Source organism: Dactylosporangium sp. NPDC000244 (genome assembly GCF_040300725.1).
In the GTDB taxonomy this organism is placed as follows: domain Bacteria; phylum Actinomycetota; class Actinomycetes; order Mycobacteriales; family Micromonosporaceae; genus Dactylosporangium.
The window spans coordinates 172,102-189,547 of the sequence record NZ_JBEPEH010000016.1; the positions used below are offsets into that span (position 1 = coordinate 172,102).

General features: G+C 72.8%; 15 protein-coding genes. 10 read left to right on the forward strand and 5 right to left on the reverse strand.

From position 1 onward, the window contains the following. Positions 1-169 precede the first annotated feature (169 nt). Together ABT369_RS23870 and ABT369_RS23875 are read left to right on the forward strand one after the other, a co-directional pair. The gene (locus tag ABT369_RS23870) at positions 170-790 is read left to right on the forward strand and encodes a DUF3043 domain-containing protein (RefSeq protein WP_350615017.1); all 621 of its coding nucleotides are present in this window, start codon (positions 170-172) and stop codon (positions 788-790) included. A gap of 382 nt (positions 791-1,172) precedes the next feature. Then, a complete protein-coding gene (locus ABT369_RS23875) occupies positions 1,173-2,093 on the forward strand; it encodes a hypothetical protein (RefSeq protein WP_350615019.1) in 921 nt (306 codons plus the stop codon). Between the two features lie 571 nt (positions 2,094-2,664). Here the strand turns inward: ABT369_RS23875 and ABT369_RS23880 are convergent. Beyond that, a complete protein-coding gene (locus tag ABT369_RS23880; protein WP_350615020.1) occupies positions 2,665-3,372 on the reverse strand; it encodes a hypothetical protein in 708 nt (235 codons plus the stop codon). A 274-nt stretch (positions 3,373-3,646) separates the two neighbouring features. Between ABT369_RS23880 and ABT369_RS23885 the strand changes: the two genes are divergently transcribed. Both ABT369_RS23885 and ABT369_RS23890 read left to right on the forward strand, forming a co-directional pair. Continuing rightward, positions 3,647-5,188 carry a WG repeat-containing protein gene (locus tag ABT369_RS23885; RefSeq protein WP_350615021.1) on the forward strand — a complete coding sequence of 514 codons (1,542 nt, stop codon included), beginning with the start codon at positions 3,647-3,649 and terminating at the stop codon, positions 5,186-5,188. 26 nt (positions 5,189-5,214) lie between these two features. Then, positions 5,215-6,213 carry an aldo/keto reductase family protein gene (locus ABT369_RS23890; protein ID WP_350615022.1) on the forward strand — a complete coding sequence of 333 codons (999 nt, stop codon included), beginning with the start codon at positions 5,215-5,217 and terminating at the stop codon, positions 6,211-6,213. A gap of 3 nt (positions 6,214-6,216) precedes the next feature. On the opposite strand, the gene ABT369_RS23895 is transcribed toward ABT369_RS23890, so the two are convergent. Both ABT369_RS23895 and ABT369_RS23900 read right to left on the reverse strand, forming a co-directional pair. Continuing rightward, complete coding sequence (locus tag ABT369_RS23895; RefSeq protein WP_350615024.1) at positions 6,217-7,011, reverse strand: site-2 protease family protein; 795 nt, start codon at positions 7,009-7,011, stop codon at positions 6,217-6,219. Between the two features lie 2 nt (positions 7,012-7,013). After that, positions 7,014-7,214, reverse strand: a complete 201-nt coding sequence (locus ABT369_RS23900) for a hypothetical protein (RefSeq protein ID WP_350615025.1) — start codon at positions 7,212-7,214, stop codon at positions 7,014-7,016. A gap of 95 nt (positions 7,215-7,309) precedes the next feature. Here ABT369_RS23900 and ABT369_RS23905 point away from each other — a divergent pair, with 95 nt between their 5' ends. Continuing rightward, positions 7,310-9,106, forward strand: a complete 1,797-nt coding sequence (locus ABT369_RS23905) for a bifunctional adenosylcobinamide kinase/adenosylcobinamide-phosphate guanylyltransferase (protein ID WP_350615027.1) — start codon at positions 7,310-7,312, stop codon at positions 9,104-9,106. Next, positions 9,094-9,822, forward strand: a complete 729-nt coding sequence (locus ABT369_RS23910; RefSeq protein WP_350615028.1) for an adenosylcobinamide-GDP ribazoletransferase — start codon at positions 9,094-9,096, stop codon at positions 9,820-9,822. The genes ABT369_RS23905 and ABT369_RS23910 overlap by 13 nt, the downstream gene beginning before the upstream one ends. A 31-nt stretch (positions 9,823-9,853) precedes the next feature. Here the strand turns inward: ABT369_RS23910 and gcvT are convergent, their stop codons facing one another. Beyond that, the gene (gene gcvT / locus ABT369_RS23915) at positions 9,854-10,948 is read right to left on the reverse strand and encodes a glycine cleavage system aminomethyltransferase GcvT (RefSeq protein WP_350615030.1); all 1,095 of its coding nucleotides are present in this window, start codon (positions 10,946-10,948) and stop codon (positions 9,854-9,856) included. Positions 10,949-11,076: 128 nt separating this feature from the next. Between gcvT and ABT369_RS23920 the strand changes: the two genes are divergently transcribed. Next, entirely contained in the window at positions 11,077-12,645 is a 1,569-nt protein-coding gene (locus ABT369_RS23920; RefSeq protein WP_350615032.1) for a leucyl aminopeptidase, read from the forward strand. Between the two features lie 28 nt (positions 12,646-12,673). Here ABT369_RS23920 and ABT369_RS23925 read toward each other — a convergent pair whose 3' ends face one another. Continuing rightward, complete coding sequence (locus ABT369_RS23925) at positions 12,674-12,982, reverse strand: hypothetical protein (protein ID WP_350615034.1); 309 nt, start codon at positions 12,980-12,982, stop codon at positions 12,674-12,676. 203 nt (positions 12,983-13,185) lie between these two features. Between ABT369_RS23925 and lpdA the strand changes: the two genes are divergently transcribed. From lpdA to ABT369_RS23940, 3 genes are all read left to right on the forward strand, one after another. Beyond that, entirely contained in the window at positions 13,186-14,571 is a 1,386-nt protein-coding gene (lpdA, locus tag ABT369_RS23930) for a dihydrolipoyl dehydrogenase (RefSeq protein ID WP_350615036.1), read from the forward strand. Positions 14,572-14,617: 46 nt separating this feature from the next. Next, complete coding sequence (gene sucB, locus ABT369_RS23935; RefSeq protein WP_350615038.1) at positions 14,618-16,432, forward strand: 2-oxoglutarate dehydrogenase, E2 component, dihydrolipoamide succinyltransferase; 1,815 nt, start codon at positions 14,618-14,620, stop codon at positions 16,430-16,432. Positions 16,433-16,513: 81 nt separating this feature from the next. Next, on the forward strand, positions 16,514-17,407 hold the full coding sequence (locus tag ABT369_RS23940; RefSeq protein WP_350615041.1) for a TIGR01777 family oxidoreductase: 894 nt from the start codon (positions 16,514-16,516) through the stop codon (positions 17,405-17,407). Positions 17,408-17,446: the final 39 nt, after the last annotated feature.

Genomic DNA, 17,446 nt, shown 5'->3' on the forward strand with positions numbered 1-17,446 from the left:
TCCGTCTTCCGTTTCTTCTCTCCGCCGCCGTCCGGGCCTGGCCCGGACGGCGGCGTTGTGTCGTCGTGCCACCTCGCGAACCTCGCGTTGCTGAAGGATTTCGGCCGAGATTTCGCTGAGAGGAAGCCGACGGTGCTGATCTCCGGCGGCTTCGGCTACCCTTCGTGTCGTGCCGTCGCTGTTTCGCCGCAAGCCAGAAGAGCCCGCCGCTTCCGTCGTCGTGTCGGAGCCCGAGTCGGAGGTGGGTCCCAAGGGCCACACCCCGAGCAAGCGCGACCTCGGCCAGAAGACGCCCAAGCGCGTGATCGCGGGGCGCCGGCTGCCCGAGCCGCCCGCCGCCGACCGCAAGGAGGCGGCCAAGCGGCTGCGCGAGAAGCAGCGGCAGGAGCGCCTCGAGGCACGCGAGGGCATGGCCAACGGCGACGATCGCTACCTGCTCAAGCGCGACAAGGGCCCCGTGCGCAAGCTCGTGCGCGACATCGTCGACTCGCGGCGCACGATCGGCACCTTCTTCTTCGGCACCACGTTCCTGGTCATGCTCGTCGGCTTCAACCGCAACCTGAACCAGAGCATCTACCTCGCGGCCAACGCGCTGTTCTTCGTGATGCTGCTGGCCACCGCGGTCGACGGCTTCATGATCTCGCGCACCGTGAAGAAGCTCGTCAAGCAGCGTTTCCCGGACACCGACGAGCGCCTCGGATCGCTCTACCTCTACGCGATCATGCGCTCGATCTCGTTCCGCTTCATCCGCAACCCGAAGCCGCAGGTCAAGATCGGCCAGGCCATCTGACCCACCGCAGCTCGCGGACACGTTTCGGCGGCGACGGTGGCGGTGGGAGGGTGCGAGGCCGTACCCTCCCTTCGCGACCGGCCCACGATTTTCACCGGGTAGCGCGCGGCGGACGCCGACGCGTGCGGTGTGCCGGAGTGTGGCGAGGAGAGCGAAGCTGTGAGCGACGAGTACCCGGGGGAAGAGCCGGGAACCGCCGCGCCCACTTGGGCGGCCGTGCCGACGATGCCGTGGGGCCGGGTGCCGGAACAGCGCCGCGACGAGCCTGGCTCTCGCCGTCGCGGGCCTCGCGAGCAGGGCTCTGACCAGCCCGGATACGGCCAGCAGGCTTCCGATCAGCGCAGCTATGACGACCGGCATAGCCAGGACCCGCGCAACGGCCATGACGACCGGCATGGCTCGGATGCGCGCAACGGCTATGACGACCGGCCGACCCGCGACGGCGGTTATGACGATCGGCATAGCCGCGATGCCCGCGGCCGCGATGCCACCAGCGAGCCCGGCCGCGGACCCGGTCGCAATCCCAGCCGCGAGCCTGGGCGCGAGCAGGCTCACGAGCGCGGCTATGACGACCGTCATGGCCAGGAGGATCGTGACCGTGCGTATGGCGGCCACGGGTACGACGAGCGCCGGGACCGGGACGACTACCGCCGGCGCGAGGACGCCCGGGGCCAGGACGCCCGGAGCCAGGACGCCCGGAGCCGCGACGTCCGGGGCTATGACGACCGGGGCCAGGACACCCGGAGCCAGGACGCCCGGGGCCACGACGACCGCGGCTATGACGACCGGGATAGCCGCCGACGCGAGTATGACGACCGGCAGAATCCCCGTGACCGCGACCCGCGCGACCGCAACGCTCAGGAACGTGATCCGCGCGACCACGATGCCCGGGACGCCGATCCGCGTGACCGTGACGTCCGCGACGCCAGGGATCGCGATGCGCGCGACCGCGACATCCGCGACCGGGGTGACCACGGCGGCCGAGATCGTGATGGGCGGGATCGCGAGCCGCGGGGTTATGACGAGCGTGCTAGCCGGGGGTACGACGACCGGGAGCAGCGCGAATTCGACCGCGGGCGGCGTGATTCCCGCGACTATGACGACCGCGAACGGCGTGATCCGCGAGACTTTGACGATCGGGGCCGCCGTCAGGTGCGGGGCCGTGATGACCGGGGATACGACGGCCGGGGCTTTGACGACCGTGGTTCTGACGACCGTGGGCCTGACGGCCGTGGTTCCGACGGCCGTGGTTCTGACGGCCGCGGCTTCGACGGCCGGGGGTATGACGACTCGGGCTATGTAGACCGGGGCTATGACGACCGGCGGGACCCCCGTGGCTTTGAGCGCGGGGGCCGGGAGTTTGACCGTGATGCCCGTGATCGGGATCCGCGCGGTTATGACGATCGGCATAGGCGCGCCGAGCAAGGTGGTTACCGGGAGTCGCGGGACCCTCGGGAGTTGGGGCGGGCTCCAGGGACGGCGTACGGGCGGCCTCGTAGCCGGGCGCTCGATGAGCCGACCGATGAGGTTCCGCGCGTGCGGCGGGACGCTCCTGGGCATCCTCGGAATCCGCAGGGTGGGCCGGTGGCTCCAGGGCGCTCGTCCGGGCGGGCCAGTGTCGGGGGCGAGCGCGGCGGGATGTACGGGGCGCCGGCGGCCGAGCGTGGGCAAGGTGTCTACGGGGCGCCTCGCAACGCGCCGATCAGCGGAGCGCCGATCAGTGGGGCGCCCGTCAGTGGGATGCCCCTCAGCAATGAGCCGTTGAGCAACGCGCCGGTCAGCAGTGCACCGATGCACGGTGCGAGACCGAGTGACGCGCCGGTCAGTGGTGGTGCGCCGATGCATGGTGCGCCGGCCAGTGGCGGGCCGCCCCGTCACGCGCCGGTCAGCAGTGCGCCGATGCACGGTGCGAGGACTAGTGACGCGCCGGTCAGTGGTGCGCCCATGCATGGTGCGCCCACCAGTGGCGGGCCGCCCCGGCATGCACCGGTCAGCGGCGCACCGGCCCGCGCGCCGATGCATGGTGCCCCGGCCGGTGGCGGGCCGCGCCATGCGCCGGTCGGCGGCGATTCGGACCGTAATGCGCCGGTCAGTGGTGGGCCGTTGAGCAATGCGCCGGTCAGTAGTGGGCCGCTCTCCAACGCGCCTGTGCGCAGCGTGCCGATGCATGGCGCTCCGATGAGTGACGCGCCCGTGAGTGGTGGGCCGCTCTCCAACGCGCCGGTCAGCAGTGGGCCGCTCTCGAACGCGCCCGTCAGCAGTGGGCCGCTCTCGAACGCGCCCGTCAGTAGTGGACCGCTCAGCAATGCTCCCGTCAGCAGCGGGCCGATCGGCGGTGGACCGATCGACCTTGGACCGGCCGCATCCGGGCATTCCGTAGATCTGCCGCTGACGAACTCGTTCTTCGGGCCTCCAGCGGTACGGGACGAAGCGGCCGGGCCGGCGATGCGGAACGCGCCGGTCAGTGCCGCGCCCGTGAGCGGGGGGCCGTTGAGCAACGCGCCCGTCAGCAGTGCGCCGATGCACGGTGCCAGGACGAGTGACGCGCCGGTCAGCGGTGGACCGGTGTACGGCGCACCCATGGGCAACGCCCCCGTGAGCGGTGGACCAGCGCATGGCACGCCCGTGAGCAACACGCCCGTGAGTGGTGGGCCGCTGAACAACGCGCCCGTCAGTAGTGGGCCGCTGAACAACGCGCCCGTGAGTGGTGGGCCGCTCTCCGACGCGCCCGTCAGCGGTGCGCCGATGCAGGGTGGGCGCTCGAGTGACGCGCCCGTGGACAGTGGGCGGCCGGGGTACCAGGACGGGCCCGGCAGTGGGGACTTGGGTGGTTCGGTGGGCTCGTCTGGTATTCGGGTGGAGTTCGTGGAAGTGGGCGACGCTCCCCCGCCCGCGGTTGCCTCCGGCACGTCCATGGGGACCTATCAGTCCGGCCGGGTCACCGGGGCCGGCGTCGACGGGCTGCAGGCCACCGGGTATCTGCCGATCGTGCGGCCCGGGGCCGAAGGGTTTCCGCCCGAGCTCGCGGCCATCGCGCCCACCTCGCCGCCCGGGCCTCGGGCCGAGGCCGCCGACGAGCGGGGGCCCGATCCCGAGCAGGTGCTCGCGACCTTCGTGTGGAGGTTCGACCCCGACACGCTGCGGGAGCAGATCGAGGGCGATGAGGTGACGCAGCTCACCGACATTCGCGATCAGCTCACGGCCAAGCTCAACCGGGTCGAGGACAACCCGACGCGGGCGCGGCTGCTCAGCCTTCGTGCCGTTGTGTCGCGGATTCTCGGGGATCTGCCCAAGGCGTTCGCCGACGGCAAGCTCGCGCTCGCGCACGCCGAGGCGACCGGGGAGTTGCGGCGCATCGCGATCGCGCAGGCCCGGCTCGCGCACGTGCTGCAGTGGCGGGAGGAGTTCGAGGAGGCCGACCGGCTGTTCACGCTGGCGAACTCCTCGGAGCTGCCCGACCGGCTGCGGGCCACGATGCACCAGCACTCGGGTCGGTGCGCGTACGACCAGGGGCGGTACATGGAGGCCTGCAACCACTTCGAGCGGGCCCTCGACCTGCGCAAGGAGGAGGACCCGGAGCTCATCGCGCAGACCGAGCTCGCGCTCGACGCGGTGTTCCGGCGGGTCGCGGAGAAGGGCTGGGGGCCGTACCCGCGCAGCCGCGAGGAGATCCTGCAGATCCGCCGCGCCCCCTCCCCCGCGTTCGACGAGCAGACCCAGCGGTGGGGATACATCGAGCCCGACGGCAACTTCGTGATCGGCCCCGGATACCTCGACGTGCAGCCGTTCCGCGACGGGGTGGCCTGGGTCCAGCGGCAGGGCGCGCAGACCTGGGAGCTCATCGACGACTCGGGCCGGGTGCTGATCGAGCCGACGGCCGGGTACATCGGGGTCGGCAGCTTCTCCGACGGGGTCGCCTGGGTGTCCAGTGACGGTACGACCGGCTGGATCGCGATCGACAAGAACAACACGGTGCTCATCTCCACCGGCTTCGACGACGTGCGGCCGTTCCGGCGGGGCGTGGCCGCGGTGCGCCGCGGGCCCTACTGGGGGGCCGTGGACTCCGTCGGGCGGGTCGTGGTGCAGTTCCAGTACGACGGCTTCGCCACGGCGCTGCTCGACGGGCGCTACATCGACGGCTTCAGCGACGAGGGCCTCGCCGTCGTGTCGCTGGACGGGCGCAAGGGCGTCGTCGACCGCTCGGGCCGGGTGCTGGTGCCGCCCGTGCACCACACCATCATGATCCACCCGGTGGCGTTCCTGATCCTCGACGACTCGCAGCGCTGGGGCGCGCTCGACCGGCGCGGGCGGATCATCATCCAGGCCACGTTCGCGAGCCGGACCGGGGTCACCGACGAGATCGACCGGCTGCTCGCCGACACCCGCCCCGTCATGTAGCGACACCCGGGGCATAGGGTCGGAGCATGGAGTTTCGACACCTCGGCCGTTCCGGGCTGCTCGTCAGCGAGATCTCATACGGCAACTGGATCACCCACGGCTCGCAGGTCGAGGCCGAGCAGGCCACGGCCTGCGTGCACGCCGCCCTCGACCTCGGGATCACGACCTTCGACACCGCCGACGTCTACGCCGGCACCCGCGCCGAGGTGGTGCTGGGCGACGCGCTCAAGGGCCAGGACCGCGACGGGCTGGAGATCTTCACCAAGGTCTTCTGGCGCACCGGGCAGGGGCGCAACGACAGCGGCCTGTCGCGCAAGCACATCATGAAGTCGATCGACGGGTCGCTGCGCCGGCTGCAGACCGACCACGTGGACCTGTACCAGGCGCACCGGTACGACTACCACACCCCGCTCGAGGAGACCATGGAGGCGTTCGCCGACGTGGTGCACTCGGGCAAGGCGCTCTACATCGGGGTGTCGGAGTGGCGGGCCGAGCAGATCCGCGCGGCGGCCGCGCTCGCCAAGGAGCTGCGCATCCAGCTGGTGTCCAACCAGCCGCAGTACTCGGCCGTCTACCGGGTCATCGAGGCCGAGGTCGTCCCGGCCTGTGAGGAGCTCGGGATCGGCCAGGTCGTCTTCTCGCCGCTGGCGCAGGGCGTGCTCACCGGCAAGTACAAGCCGGGTCAGCCGCCGCCGGCGGGCTCGCGGGCGACGGACGAGAAGTCGGGGGCCGCGTTCATCTCGCGCCTCATGCACGACGACGTGCTGTCCGCGGTCCAGCAGCTGCGCCCGCTGGCCGAGCAGGCCGGGCTGTCGATGGCCCAGCTCGGGCTGGCCTGGGTGCTGCAGAACCCCAACGTGTCGTCGGCGATCGTCGGCGCGACCCGGCCCGAGCAGCTCGAGGACAACGTCAAGGCGTCCGGCGTGAAGCTCGACGCCGAGCTGCTCAAGCGCATCGACGAGGCGCTGGAGCCGATCGTGCAGCGGGACCCCGCGATGACGCAGAGCCCCGCCGAGCGACCGTAGCCGTCAGTAGCGGTTCCAGAAGCGGAACAGCTGGGCACCCTGGGAGGCCTGGTAGGACGGGAGTCCTATCAGGTCGCCCAGCCAGTACACGAACTCGAAGAAGTAATGGTTGATCTGCGGCGACCACAGCAGCGCGATCAGGATGAGCATGCCCCAGGGCGCCACGTGGTTGAAGCCGCGCTGCCATTGCGGGGACAGCCACGGGTAGATCAGGTTGCCGCCGTCGACGCCCGGCATCGGCACGAAGTTGAGCACGCAGGCGGTCAGCTGCAGCAGGGCCAGGAACGCCAGCCCCGCGAAGAACACCGGGTGCTCGCCGGTGTCCAGGCCGAAGCTGAACGGCAGCACCAGCAGGATCGCCAGCACGAGGTTCATCGCCGGGCCGGCGAAGCTGATCAGGCTGTCGACGAACCGGCTGCGGATGGCGCCGTGGTTGACCCAGACCGCGCCGCCGGGCAGGCCGATGCCGCCGAGGATCACGAACACCAGCGGCAGCACGATCGACAGCAGCGGGTGGGAGTACTTCAGCGGGTTGAGCGTCAGGTAGCCGCGGTGCGCGATGTCGTCGTCGCCGCCCTTGAACGCGACCAGGGCGTGCGAATACTCGTGCAGGCAGAGCGAGACCGCCCAGCCCGCCGCGACGAAGAGGAACACGTTGAACTGTGCGTCGCCGAAGTCGGCCCAGGCCATCCAGCCGCTCACGGCCAGCAGGGCGATGAGGCCCAGGAAGATCGCACTGGGCCGGAACGCCTCCCGCGGCAGCCGGCCGACCCGGCTGCCGTAGTGCCCGTACGACACCGTCAACCCCCAGCCGGCAGCAGGCTCATCCGATACTCCGTGCGGTCGTCCTCGGTGAGGATCGCCGTCGCCGCGCCCTTGGCCACCAGGTCACGCCAGGCCTGCCCGAGCCACGACTCCGCGTCGGACTGGCTGGAAAACGCCTCGTTGGGGCCATCGACGGGCCCTCGCTCCGCGTCTTCGAACTGCCATGTCCACGCCATGGTCACACTCCTGTCCCAGGTAGAAGACTTCGAGCGTATCGGCCGCGTGGCCCTGAGCCGAGTCCGGCCACCGGTGTCCCTCTAAAGTACGGGGCATGCGGTTGCTGGTGCTCGGAGGAATCCGGTCCGGGAAGTCGGAAGTGGCGGAGGCGCTCGTCGCCGGGGCCGGTGCGGTGCGCTATGTCGCGACCGCGCAAGAGCGCACGTCGGACGGCGGTTGGGCGGCTCGTATCGCCGCGCACCGGCAGCGACGCCCGGAGTCCTGGGTCACCGAGGAGGTCGGCGACTCCCCCGACCGCCTGGCCGAGCTGCTGACCGGGGCGAAGAGCGAGGAGACGATCCTCGTCGACGATCTCGGCAACTGGCTCTCCGTGGTGTACGACACCGCCGGCGACTGGTCGGACCCGGCGGCCGCCGAAGAGCCGATCGCGGCGCTGGCCGGCGCGGTGCGCTCGTGCGGCGCGGGGCTGCTGGTGCTCGTGGGGCCCGAGGTCGGGCTCGGCGTGCTGCCGGCGACCGACGCCGGGCGGACCTTCGCCGACGCGAGCGGCCTGCTCAACCAGCGCGTGGCGGCCGCGTGCGACGGCGTCGCCCTGGTGGTGGCGGGCGAGGTCTCGTGGCTGCGCGGCGGCGAGCTGGTGCAGCACGCCGGGGCGCGCGAGACCCCGAAGCCGCAGGAGCCGGCGGCGGCCCCCGTTGAGCCCTTCGTCTTCTCCTCGACCGGGGCCGGCTCGGTGCTGTCCACCGCCGACGGCGGCGACACGCTCTCGTTCTCCCCCGGCATGGAACTTCCGCTGCCCGACGAGTCGACCGCCCACGAGGCGGCCGAGCGGCTGCTCACGCTGCGGCTCAACGGCGCCGGCCTGGGCGGGCTCGTGCCCGTCGTGCGCTTCGCCGGCGGCGTGCAGGGCCGGCCCGACCCTCGCCCGTTCCAGCAGCCCCGGGTGCTCGTCCTGCGCGGCGACCGCACGGGCGGCTTCGCGGCCGGGGACTCCGCCGAGGCCGCCGACCGGCGCCTGAACGAGGTCGTGGAGGGCAACGGCACCCTGGCCATGCTCGCCGCCGGCGCGGGCGCGAGCGTCCAGGCCATCGACTGCCCGTCCGCGGGCCCGGCCGAGCTGCACGACGCGCTGGACGACACCGGCGTCGACGCGGCGCTGACCCTGGGCTGGCGGCTGGCCGACGCGGCCGCCAACGAGGGCGTGGACCTGCTGGTCCTGGGCGCCTGCGGGGCCGGGTCGGACGCCGCCGCGGCCGCGATCGTGGCGGTGCTCACCGGCGCCGAGCCGGCCGCCCTGCTGGGCCGGGTCGTGGACTCCTCCGGCTTCGTCGACGACGCCGCCTGGATCCGCAAGGTCGGCGCCATTCGCGACGCCCGTCATCGCATTCGTACGCGCAGCCGCGAACCGCACGTGATGCTCTCGATGCTGGGCGGCGGCGACATCGCGGTCGCCACCGGCGTCGTGCTCGGGGCCGCCTCCCGCCGGCTGCCGCTGCTGGTCGACGGGCCCGTCGCGATCGCGGCCGCGCTGGTGGCCCGCGACTACGGCGCCCAGACGCGGCACTGGATGATGATGCCCGACCACGGCGACAACCCGACCGTGAAGCTGGCCGCGGACGTGCTCGGCGCGGCGCCGTTCCTCGCGCTGCGGCTCGGCCTCGGCGAGGGCGCCACCGCGCTCGCGGCGCTGCCGCTGATCAACACGGCCCTGACGATCGCGGCCGCGACGCCCCTGCGCTCGGCCGGAAACGAGGCCGGGGCCGACGCCGGGGACGGGGACGGGGCCGACGGGCTCAGCGAGCAGGAGCACATCGAGGCGGAGATCCAGCGGGTGGTGGCGGACTCGCCGACGGCGGAGATGCCGTACGTGAAGCCGTCGTGGGAGGACTGAGGCTCGCCCTGAGCCTGTTCACGGTCGCGCCGGTGCGCGCGGACCGGGTCGACCGGCCGACCGCGCGGGTCGCGATGCTCCTGGCCCCGCTGGCCGGGGCGCTGCTCGGGCTGGTGCTGGCGCTGCTCGCGGGCGGGCTGGTGCGGCTCGGGGCGGCGCCGCTGCTCGGCGGGGCCGTGCTCGTCGCGCTGGGGCTGCTGCTCACCCGCGGGCTGCACATCGACGGGCTGGCCGACACGGCCGACGGGCTCGGCTCCTACGCCGGGCCCGAGCGGGCCCTGGAGATCATGAAGAAGTCCGACATCGGGCCGTTCGGGGTCGCCGCCATCGCCGCCGTCCTGCTCGTGGACGCCGCGGCCGCCACCTCGCTGCTGGACCGGATGCCGATCGCCGTCGTGCTCGCGTTCGCGGCGGGGCGCCTGGGCGCGACCGTGGCCTGCCGCCGGGGCCTGCCGGCCGCCCGGCCCGGGGGGCTCGGGGCGCTGGTCGCGCAGACGGTGCCGGGGTGGCTGCTGGGGCTGGTGATCCTCGTCACGGGCGGGCTCGGCGTGCTGGTCGACCCCTGGCGCGGGCCCGGGGCCGTGCTGGCCGCGGTGCTCGTCGCGGGGGCGCTCACGGCCCACGCCCGGCGGCGGCTGGGCGGCATCACCGGGGACGTGATCGGGGCGGCCATCGAGCTGTCGACGGCCGCCGCGCTCGTCGTGCTGGCTACCTGACCGAGCTTCCGGACTGCGCCACCGGACGGAGCTACCTGACCGAGGACTTCACGAACGGGGGCTTCACGACCCGGACCGCGCAGCGGCGGCCACGCACGTCCAGCGCCACCTCGTCGCCCTCGCGCACGCCCGACGCGGTGTCGATCAGCGCCAGGGCGATGCCGACCTTGCGGGTGGGCGAGAACGTGCCGCTGGTCACCTCGCCGACCTGGGTGCCGTCCGCGGCCAGCACCGCCATGTGCGCGCGCGGGATGCCGCGGTCGAGCGCCTCCAGGCCCCAGAGCACCCGGCGCGGGCCCGCGGCCTTCTCGGCCAGCAGCGCCTCGCGGCCCCAGAACGCCGGCTTGTTCCAGCCCACGGCCCAGCCCGAGCGCGCCTGCACCGGGGTGATGTCGAGGGAGAGGTCCTGGCCGTGCAGCGGGTAGCCCATCTCCGTGCGCAGCGTGTCGCGCGCCGCGAGGCCGCAGGGGCGGGCGCCGGCCGCGACGATCGCGTCCCACAGGGTGTGCGCGTCGTGGGACGGCACGACGAGCTCGTAGCCGTGCTCGCCGGTGTAGCCGGTGCGGCAGACCACGACGTCGGTGCCCTCGTAGGACGCGACCGTGAAGCTCATGTACTCGTGGTCCGTGGGCAGGCCGAGGCCGGCCAGCACCTCGGCCGAGCGCGGGCCCTGCACGGCGAGCACGGCGAAGATCTCGTGCTGCTCGACCACGCCGATGCCGGCCGGCGCCTCGGCGGTCAGGCGGCGGACCACCTCGGCGGTGTTGGCCGCGTTCGGGATGAGGAAGACGTCGTCGTCGCCGAACCGGTACGCGATGAGGTCGTCCACCACGCCCCCGGTCTCGTCCAGGCAGAGGGTGTACTGCGCCTGGCCCGCGCTGACGCGGTCGAGGTCGTTGCTGAGGCAGGCGTTGACGAACGCGGCCGCGCCGCGACCCCGCACCCGGGCCTTACCCAGGTGGGACACGTCGAACACGCCCACGTTCTCGCGGACGGCCGTGTGCTCCTTGAGCACGCCGCCGTCGGCGTATTCGAGGGGCATCTCCCAGCCGCCGAACGCCGCGAACTTGGCACCGAGCGCCGCATGGCGGTGATACAACGCGGGGTGCCGCAAGGGTTGGGTCATGCCCGCAACCTATCGCGTTGGTTATCGTGTCCTGCACCCGATTCGGCGGCATGCTGAAGTTGCGGCGACCCCGCAGTGAACGGTCCGGCCGCCGAAGCGCAGCGAACCATCAGTGATGTGGAGCACCAGTGACCTCCCTGACCCTGGTCGACACCGACCCAGCGACCCTTGCCGCCGACGCCGTCGTCATCGGTGTGTACGCCGATGACAGCCCCGACGCGAAGCTCGTGCTCGCGCCGGGCGCGCAGAGCGTCGCGGCGGCGTTCAGCGACCGGCCGGGCGGCGGGCTCGCCGAGACCCTGCGGGTGCTCGGTGCGACCGGCGCGCTCGGCGAGGTGACCAAGCTCGCCGCGTTCGGCGCGGTGAGCGCCCCGCTCGTGGTGGCGGTCGGCCTCGGCGCCCCCACCGGCGGCGACGCGAGCCGGGCGCCCTCGGCCGAGTCGCTGCGCCGCGCGGCCGGGGCCGCGGCCCGGGCCCTGGCCGGATCGGCCTCGGCGGCCCTGGTGCTGCCGCTGGCCGACGACGGCGAGACGGGCCCCGCGGCGCTGAGCGCCGGGCTGCGGGCCGTGTCCGAGGGCGCGCTGCTGGGCGCGTACCGGTTCGCCGGCTACAAGTCCAAGCCCGCCGCCGGTCGCCGGGACCCGCTGCGCAAGGTGCTCGTGCACGTGCCGGACGCGGGCGCCCGGGCGGCCAAGGCCGCGCTCAAGCGCTCCGGGGTGCTCGGCGCCGCGGTGGCCCGCACCCGGGACTGGATCAACACGGCGCCGAACGAGCTGCGGCCCCCCGCGTTCGCCGAGCAGGTCGCGGCGGCGGCGCGTGAGGTGTCGCTGGAGGTGTCCGTACTGGACGAGAAGGCCCTGGCCAAGCAGGGCTACGGCGGCATCCTGGCGGTCGGCCTCGGCTCGGCGGCCGCGCCGCGCCTGGTGCGCCTGGCCTACGAGCCGGCCGGTGCCACCCGGCGGGTCGCGCTCGTCGGCAAGGGCATCACGTTCGACACCGGCGGCGTGTCGATCAAGCCGAGCGCGGGCATGTGGGAGATGAAGTCGGACATGTCCGGCGCCGCCGCGGTGGTCGCCACCATGCTCGCGATCGCCCAGCTCAAGCCGAAGGTGGCGGTCGTGGCGTACGCGCCGATGGCCGAGAACATGGTCTCCGGCAGCGCGTACCGGCCGGGCGACGTCGTGCGGATGTACAGCGGCGCCCAGGTCGAGGTGCTCAACACCGACGCCGAGGGCCGCATGATCCTCGGCGACGCGATCGCCCGGGCCTGCGAGGACGACCCCGACTACCTGTTCGAGGTGTCGACCCTCACCGGCGGGCAGGTGATCGCGCTCGGCAAGCGCATCGCGGGCGTCATGGGCACGCCGGAGCTGTGCGAGCGGGTCCGGGACGCGGGCGAGCGGACCGGCGAGCCGGCCTGGCCGATGCCGCTGCCGGAGGACGTGCGCAAGGGCATGGACTCCGACGTGGCGGACATCTCACAGGTCAACGCCGGGATGGACCGCGCCGGGCACATGCTGCAGGGCGGCGTGTTCCTGTCCGAGTTCGTGACCGAGGGCGTGCAGTGGGCCCACATCGACATCGCGGGCCCCAGCTACCACACCGGCGAGCCCTTCGGCTACTGGACCAAGGGCGGCACCGGCGTCCCGGTCCGCACCCTGGTCGAGCTGGTGGAAGAGATCGCGTCCGAGCAGTAAGCCGGTGTCGTCAGCCCAGCCGGTGTAGTCAGGCGTTCTTGTTGCGGGCGTTGTAGTCCCGCCAGCGCTGGGGGTATCCCACCAGCGCAATGTCGTAGACGGGCATGCTCAGGCGGTGCGCGAACTGGCGCGCCGCCTGCGGGCTCTCCATCCGCCGGCGGGTCCACTCGCCGTCGTGGGCGATGAGCAGCAGTGTCGTCTCCGTCACGGTCGTGCGCGGCTCGATGAAGCCCTCCACGCCCCGCCGGGATCGGACGAACTCCTCCAGATAAGCCAGGTCCTCGCGGCTGGCGGCACGCCCTCCCGCTGCCGGCTTGCGTCGGCGGAACCAAGCCACGATCGCTCCTCTTCGTCGAGTCGGTGCACAGCTCGTGCACAGGGTACGACGTCACGACCGGTCCCCGGGACCCTACGAAGCCGCCCCTTTGTCGCAGGCGAGCAGGGCAAGTGACAAGATGGCCAAGGATCGTCATGCGAAGGGCGAACCCCCGATTCGCACCGTCACGAGCCGATGGGCCCGTGCATCACCTGGGAGAATTCGTGAGCGACCCACACGCCAACTCCTTCGACGTTCTCGTCCTGGGCGGCGGCAGCGGCGGTTACGCGACCGCGTTCCGCGCGACCCAGCTCGGCCTGTCCGTCGCGCTGGTGGAGAAGGACAAGCTCGGCGGCACGTGTCTGCACCGCGGCTGCATCCCGACCAAGGCGCTGCTGCACGCGGGCGAGGTCGCCGACGCCGCCCGCGAGGCGGACCAGTTCGGCATCCAGGCCGTGTTCAACGGCGTCGACATGAAGGCCGTGAACGCCTACAAGGACGGCGTGGTCACCAAGCTGTACAAGGGGCTGCAGGGCCTGGCCAAGGCGCGCAAGGTGACGCTCATCGAGGGCGAGGGGCGCCTGGTCGCGCCGGACGCCGTCGAGGTCGCGGGCACGCGGTACACGGCGAAGAACATCGTGCTGGCCACCGGCTCCTACTCCAAGACCCTGCCCGGCCTCGTCGTGGACGGCGAGCGGGTCATCACCAGCGAGCACGCGCTCGGGCTGGACCACGTGCCGGCCTCCGCGATCATCCTCGGCGGCGGCGTCATCGGCTGCGAGTTCGCCAGCGCCTGGAAGTCCTTCGGCGTCGACGTCACGATCGTCGAGGCGCTCCCCCGGCTGCTCGCGGTCGAGGACGAGGCGAGCTCGAAGGCGCTCGAGCGGGCGTTCCGCAAGCGGGGCATCAAGTTCAAGGTGGGCAAGCCCTTCGAGGGCGTCGAGCGCACCGACGGCGGCGTGAAGGTGTCGATCCAGGGCGGCGACACGATCGAGGCCGAGCTGCTGCTCGTGGCCGTCGGTCGCGGGCCGACCACCGCCAACCTCGGCTACGAGGAGCAGGGCGTGAAGATGGAGCGCGGGTTCGTCATCACCGACGAGCGGCTGCGCACCTCCGTGCCGGGCATCTACGCCGTCGGCGACATCGTGCCGGGCGTCCAGCTCGCGCACCGCGGCTTCCAGCAGGGCATCTTCGTGGCCGAGGAGATCGCGGGCCAGCAGCCGCAGGTCTTCGACGAGTCGGGCATCCCACGCGTGACGTACTCCGAGCCCGAGGTCGCCTCCGTCGGGCTCAACGAGGGCAAGGCCCGCGAGCTGCACGGCGACGACAAGATCGAGACGGTCCAGTACGACCTGACCGGCAACGGCAAGAGCCAGATCCTGCGGACCGCGGGCTTCGTGAAGCTGATCCGGGTCAAGGACGGCCCCGTCGTCGGGGTCCACATGGTGGGCGCGCGGGTGAGCGAACTCATCGGCGAGGCTCAACTGATCTACAACTGGGAGGCGTTCCCCGGGGACGTCGCCCCGCTGGTGCACATGCACCCCACGCAGAACGAGGCTCTCGGCGAGGCGCACCTGGCGCTGGCCGGCAAGCCGCTGCACGTCCACTGATCAGGCATCCGACCGCCACCAAGCACAGTACGAGGAGTCGTTTCACATGCCGGTATCGGTCACCATGCCCCGGCTGGGCGAGAGCGTCACCGAGGGCACCGTCACCCGCTGGTTGAAGCAGGAGGGCGACCACGTCGAGGCCGACGAGCCGCTGCTCGAGGTCTCGACCGACAAGGTCGACACGGAGATCCCCTCCCCGGCGGCCGGGGTGCTGACCCGGATCGTCGTGCAGGAGGACGAGACCGCCGAGGTCGGCGCCGAGCTCGCCGTCATCGGCGGCGACGCCGCGGAGGCCTCCGGGGGCGCCGAGCCCGCGCAGGAGCCGGCGGAGGAGCAGGAAGAGCCCGCCGCGCAGGAGGAGCCCGCCGCGCAGGAGCCGCAGGAGGAGCCGGCCCCGGCCGCCGCGACCTCGTCCGGCGGTGGCGAGGGCACGTCGGTGAAGATGCCCGCGCTCGGCGAGAGCGTCACCGAGGGCACCGTCACCCGCTGGCTCAAGCAGGTCGGCGACAGCGTCGAGGCCGACGAGCCGCTGCTCGAGGTCTCCACCGACAAGGTCGACACCGAGATCCCGTCGCCGGTCGCCGGCACGCTGCTGGAGATCAAGGTTCCCGAGGACGAGACGGTCGAGGTCGGCGCGGAGCTGGCCGTGATCGGCGCCGCCGGGGCCGCGCCCGCGAAGGCCGAGCCCGCCCCGCAGCCCAAGGCGGAGGCCAAGCCCGAGCCGAAGCCCGAGCCGAAGCCGAAGCCGGAGCCCAAGGCCGAGCCGAAGCCCGAGCCCAAGCCGCAGCCGAAGGCCGCCGCGCCCGAGCCGCAGCCGGCCGCGAGCGCGCCGGTGCAGGCCGGGCCGGCCACCAACGTCACCGCGGCCGGCGCCGCGCCGGCGAGCGGCAACGGCAAGGTCTCGGCCGAGGAGGCCGGCTACGTCACGCCGCTGGTCCGCAAGCTCGCCGCCGAGCACGGGGTGAACCTCGCCCAGCTCTCCGGCACCGGCGTCGGCGGGCGCATCCGCAAGCAGGACGTGCTCGACGCGGCCGCCAAGGCGAAGGAGGCCGCCGCCCAGCCGGCGCCCGCCGCCGCCCCGGCCGCCGCGAGCACCGGCGGCTCGACCGCCGCGGCGGCGAAGGCGGCCCCGAGCCCGCTGCGCGGCCAGACGCAGAAGCTCAGCCGGATGCGGGCGCTCATCGCGCGGCGGATGGTCGAGTCGCTGCAGGTCTCGGCCCAGCTCACCACCGTCGTCGAGGTCGACGTGACGAAGGTGGCGAAGCTGCGCGACAAGGCCAAGGCGCAGTTCCAGGCCACGCACGGCGTGAAGCTGTCGTTCCTGCCGTTCTTCGCCCTGGCGGCGGTCGAGGCGCTGCGGGTGCACCCCGGCGTGAACTCCTCGATCGACCTCGAGGCGGGCACGGTCACCTACCACGACGCCGAGCACCTCGGCATGGCGGTCGACAGCGAGAAGGGCCTGATCGTCCCGGTCATCAAGAACGCGGGCGACCTCAACCTGGCCGGGCTGGCCAAGCGCATCGCCGACGTGGCCGAGCGGACCCGCGGCAACAAGCTCAGCCCGGACGACATCGCGGGCGGCACGTTCACGCTGACCAACACCGGCAGCCGGGGCGCGCTGTTCGACACGCCGATCATCAACCAGCCGCAGGTGGCGATCCTGGGCACCGGCGCCGTGGTCAAGCGGGCCGTCGTGGTGAGCGACCCGGAGCTCGGCGAGATCATCGCGCCGCGCTCGATGGTCTACCTGGCCCTGTCCTACGACCACCGGATCGTCGACGGCGCCGACGCCGCGCGCTTCCTGGGCACGATCAAGGAGCGCCTGGAGGCCGGGCACTTCGAGGCCGACCTGGGCCTGTAGCACCTGACGATCAAGGGGCGTCCCGGCGGGCCGGGGCGCCCCTTGATGTTCTCCGGGGACGGATCCGGGCAAGATGACCTCATGCAGATCCTGATCGCGGGGGCGTCCGGCTTTCTCGGCCAGCGGCTCATCCCGCACCTGCGCGAAGCCGGGCACCAGGTCACGCCGCTCGTTCGGCGCCCGCCCCGGCCCGGCGAGGTGCGCTGGGACCCGACCGCCGGGGTGCTGGACGGCACGGTCGTGGCGGCCGCGGACGCGGTGATCAACCTGGCCGGCGCGGGCGTCGGGGACAAGCGCTGGACGGCGCAGTACAAGAAGACGATCGTGGACAGCCGCGTGGACACCACGCGCACCCTCGCGCGGGCGATCGCCGCGGCCCCGAAGCGGCCGAAGGTGCTGCTCAACTCCTCCGCCGTCGGGTTCTACGGGGACACCGGCGACCGGGTCGTCGACGAGTCCTCCCCCGCGGGCGAGGGCTTCCTGGCCGACGTGTGCAAGGTGTGGGAGGCGGCGACCCGGCCGGCCGAGGACGCCGGGACGCGGGTGGCGCTGCTGCGCACCGGGTTTCCGCTGGACCCGGCGGGCGGCCTGCTCAAGCCGCTCTACCTGCAGTTCAAGCTCTTCGCGGGCGGGCGGATGGGCGATGGCCGGCAGTACCTGCCCTGGATCTCCGTCCCCGACTGGCTCGCCGCGGTCGTGTTCGTGCTCGAGCGCGAGCTGTCCGGGCCGGTGAACCTCACCGGGCCCGAGCCGGTCACCAACGCCGAGTTCTCCGAGACCCTCGCGCGGGTCATGCACCGGCCCAACCTGCTGCCGGTGCCGGGCTTCGCGCTGAAGGTGGCCGTCGGCGAGTTCGGCGGCGAGGCCCTGGCCAGCCAGCGGGTGCTCCCCGCGGTGCTGATGCGGGAGGGCTTCCCCTTCGCGCACCGCACCGTCGAGGAGGCCCTTCAGCAGGCCGTGTCGTCGGCCGGATAGCCGCCGGCGAAGGGCGAGGGCGGCGGCGCGCAAGGCTCG

Excerpts from the sequence above, each read along its gene's own strand:
- ABT369_RS23875 (WP_350615019.1), top strand. The coding sequence starts at position 1,173 with ATGACGACCGGCATGGCTCGGATGCGCGCAACGGCTATGACGACCGGC.
- ABT369_RS23880 (WP_350615020.1), bottom strand. The coding sequence starts at position 3,372 with ATGGGTGCGCCGTACACCGGTCCACCGCTGACCGGCGCGTCACTCGTC.
- ABT369_RS23890 (WP_350615022.1), top strand. The coding sequence starts at position 5,215 with ATGGAGTTTCGACACCTCGGCCGTTCCGGGCTGCTCGTCAGCGAGATC.
- ABT369_RS23900 (WP_350615025.1), bottom strand. The coding sequence starts at position 7,214 with ATGGCGTGGACATGGCAGTTCGAAGACGCGGAGCGAGGGCCCGTCGAT.
- ABT369_RS23905 (WP_350615027.1), top strand. The coding sequence starts at position 7,310 with ATGCGGTTGCTGGTGCTCGGAGGAATCCGGTCCGGGAAGTCGGAAGTG.
- gcvT (WP_350615030.1), bottom strand. The coding sequence starts at position 10,948 with ATGACCCAACCCTTGCGGCACCCCGCGTTGTATCACCGCCATGCGGCG.
- sucB (WP_350615038.1), top strand. The coding sequence starts at position 14,618 with ATGCCGGTATCGGTCACCATGCCCCGGCTGGGCGAGAGCGTCACCGAG.
- ABT369_RS23940 (WP_350615041.1), top strand. The coding sequence starts at position 16,514 with ATGCAGATCCTGATCGCGGGGGCGTCCGGCTTTCTCGGCCAGCGGCTC.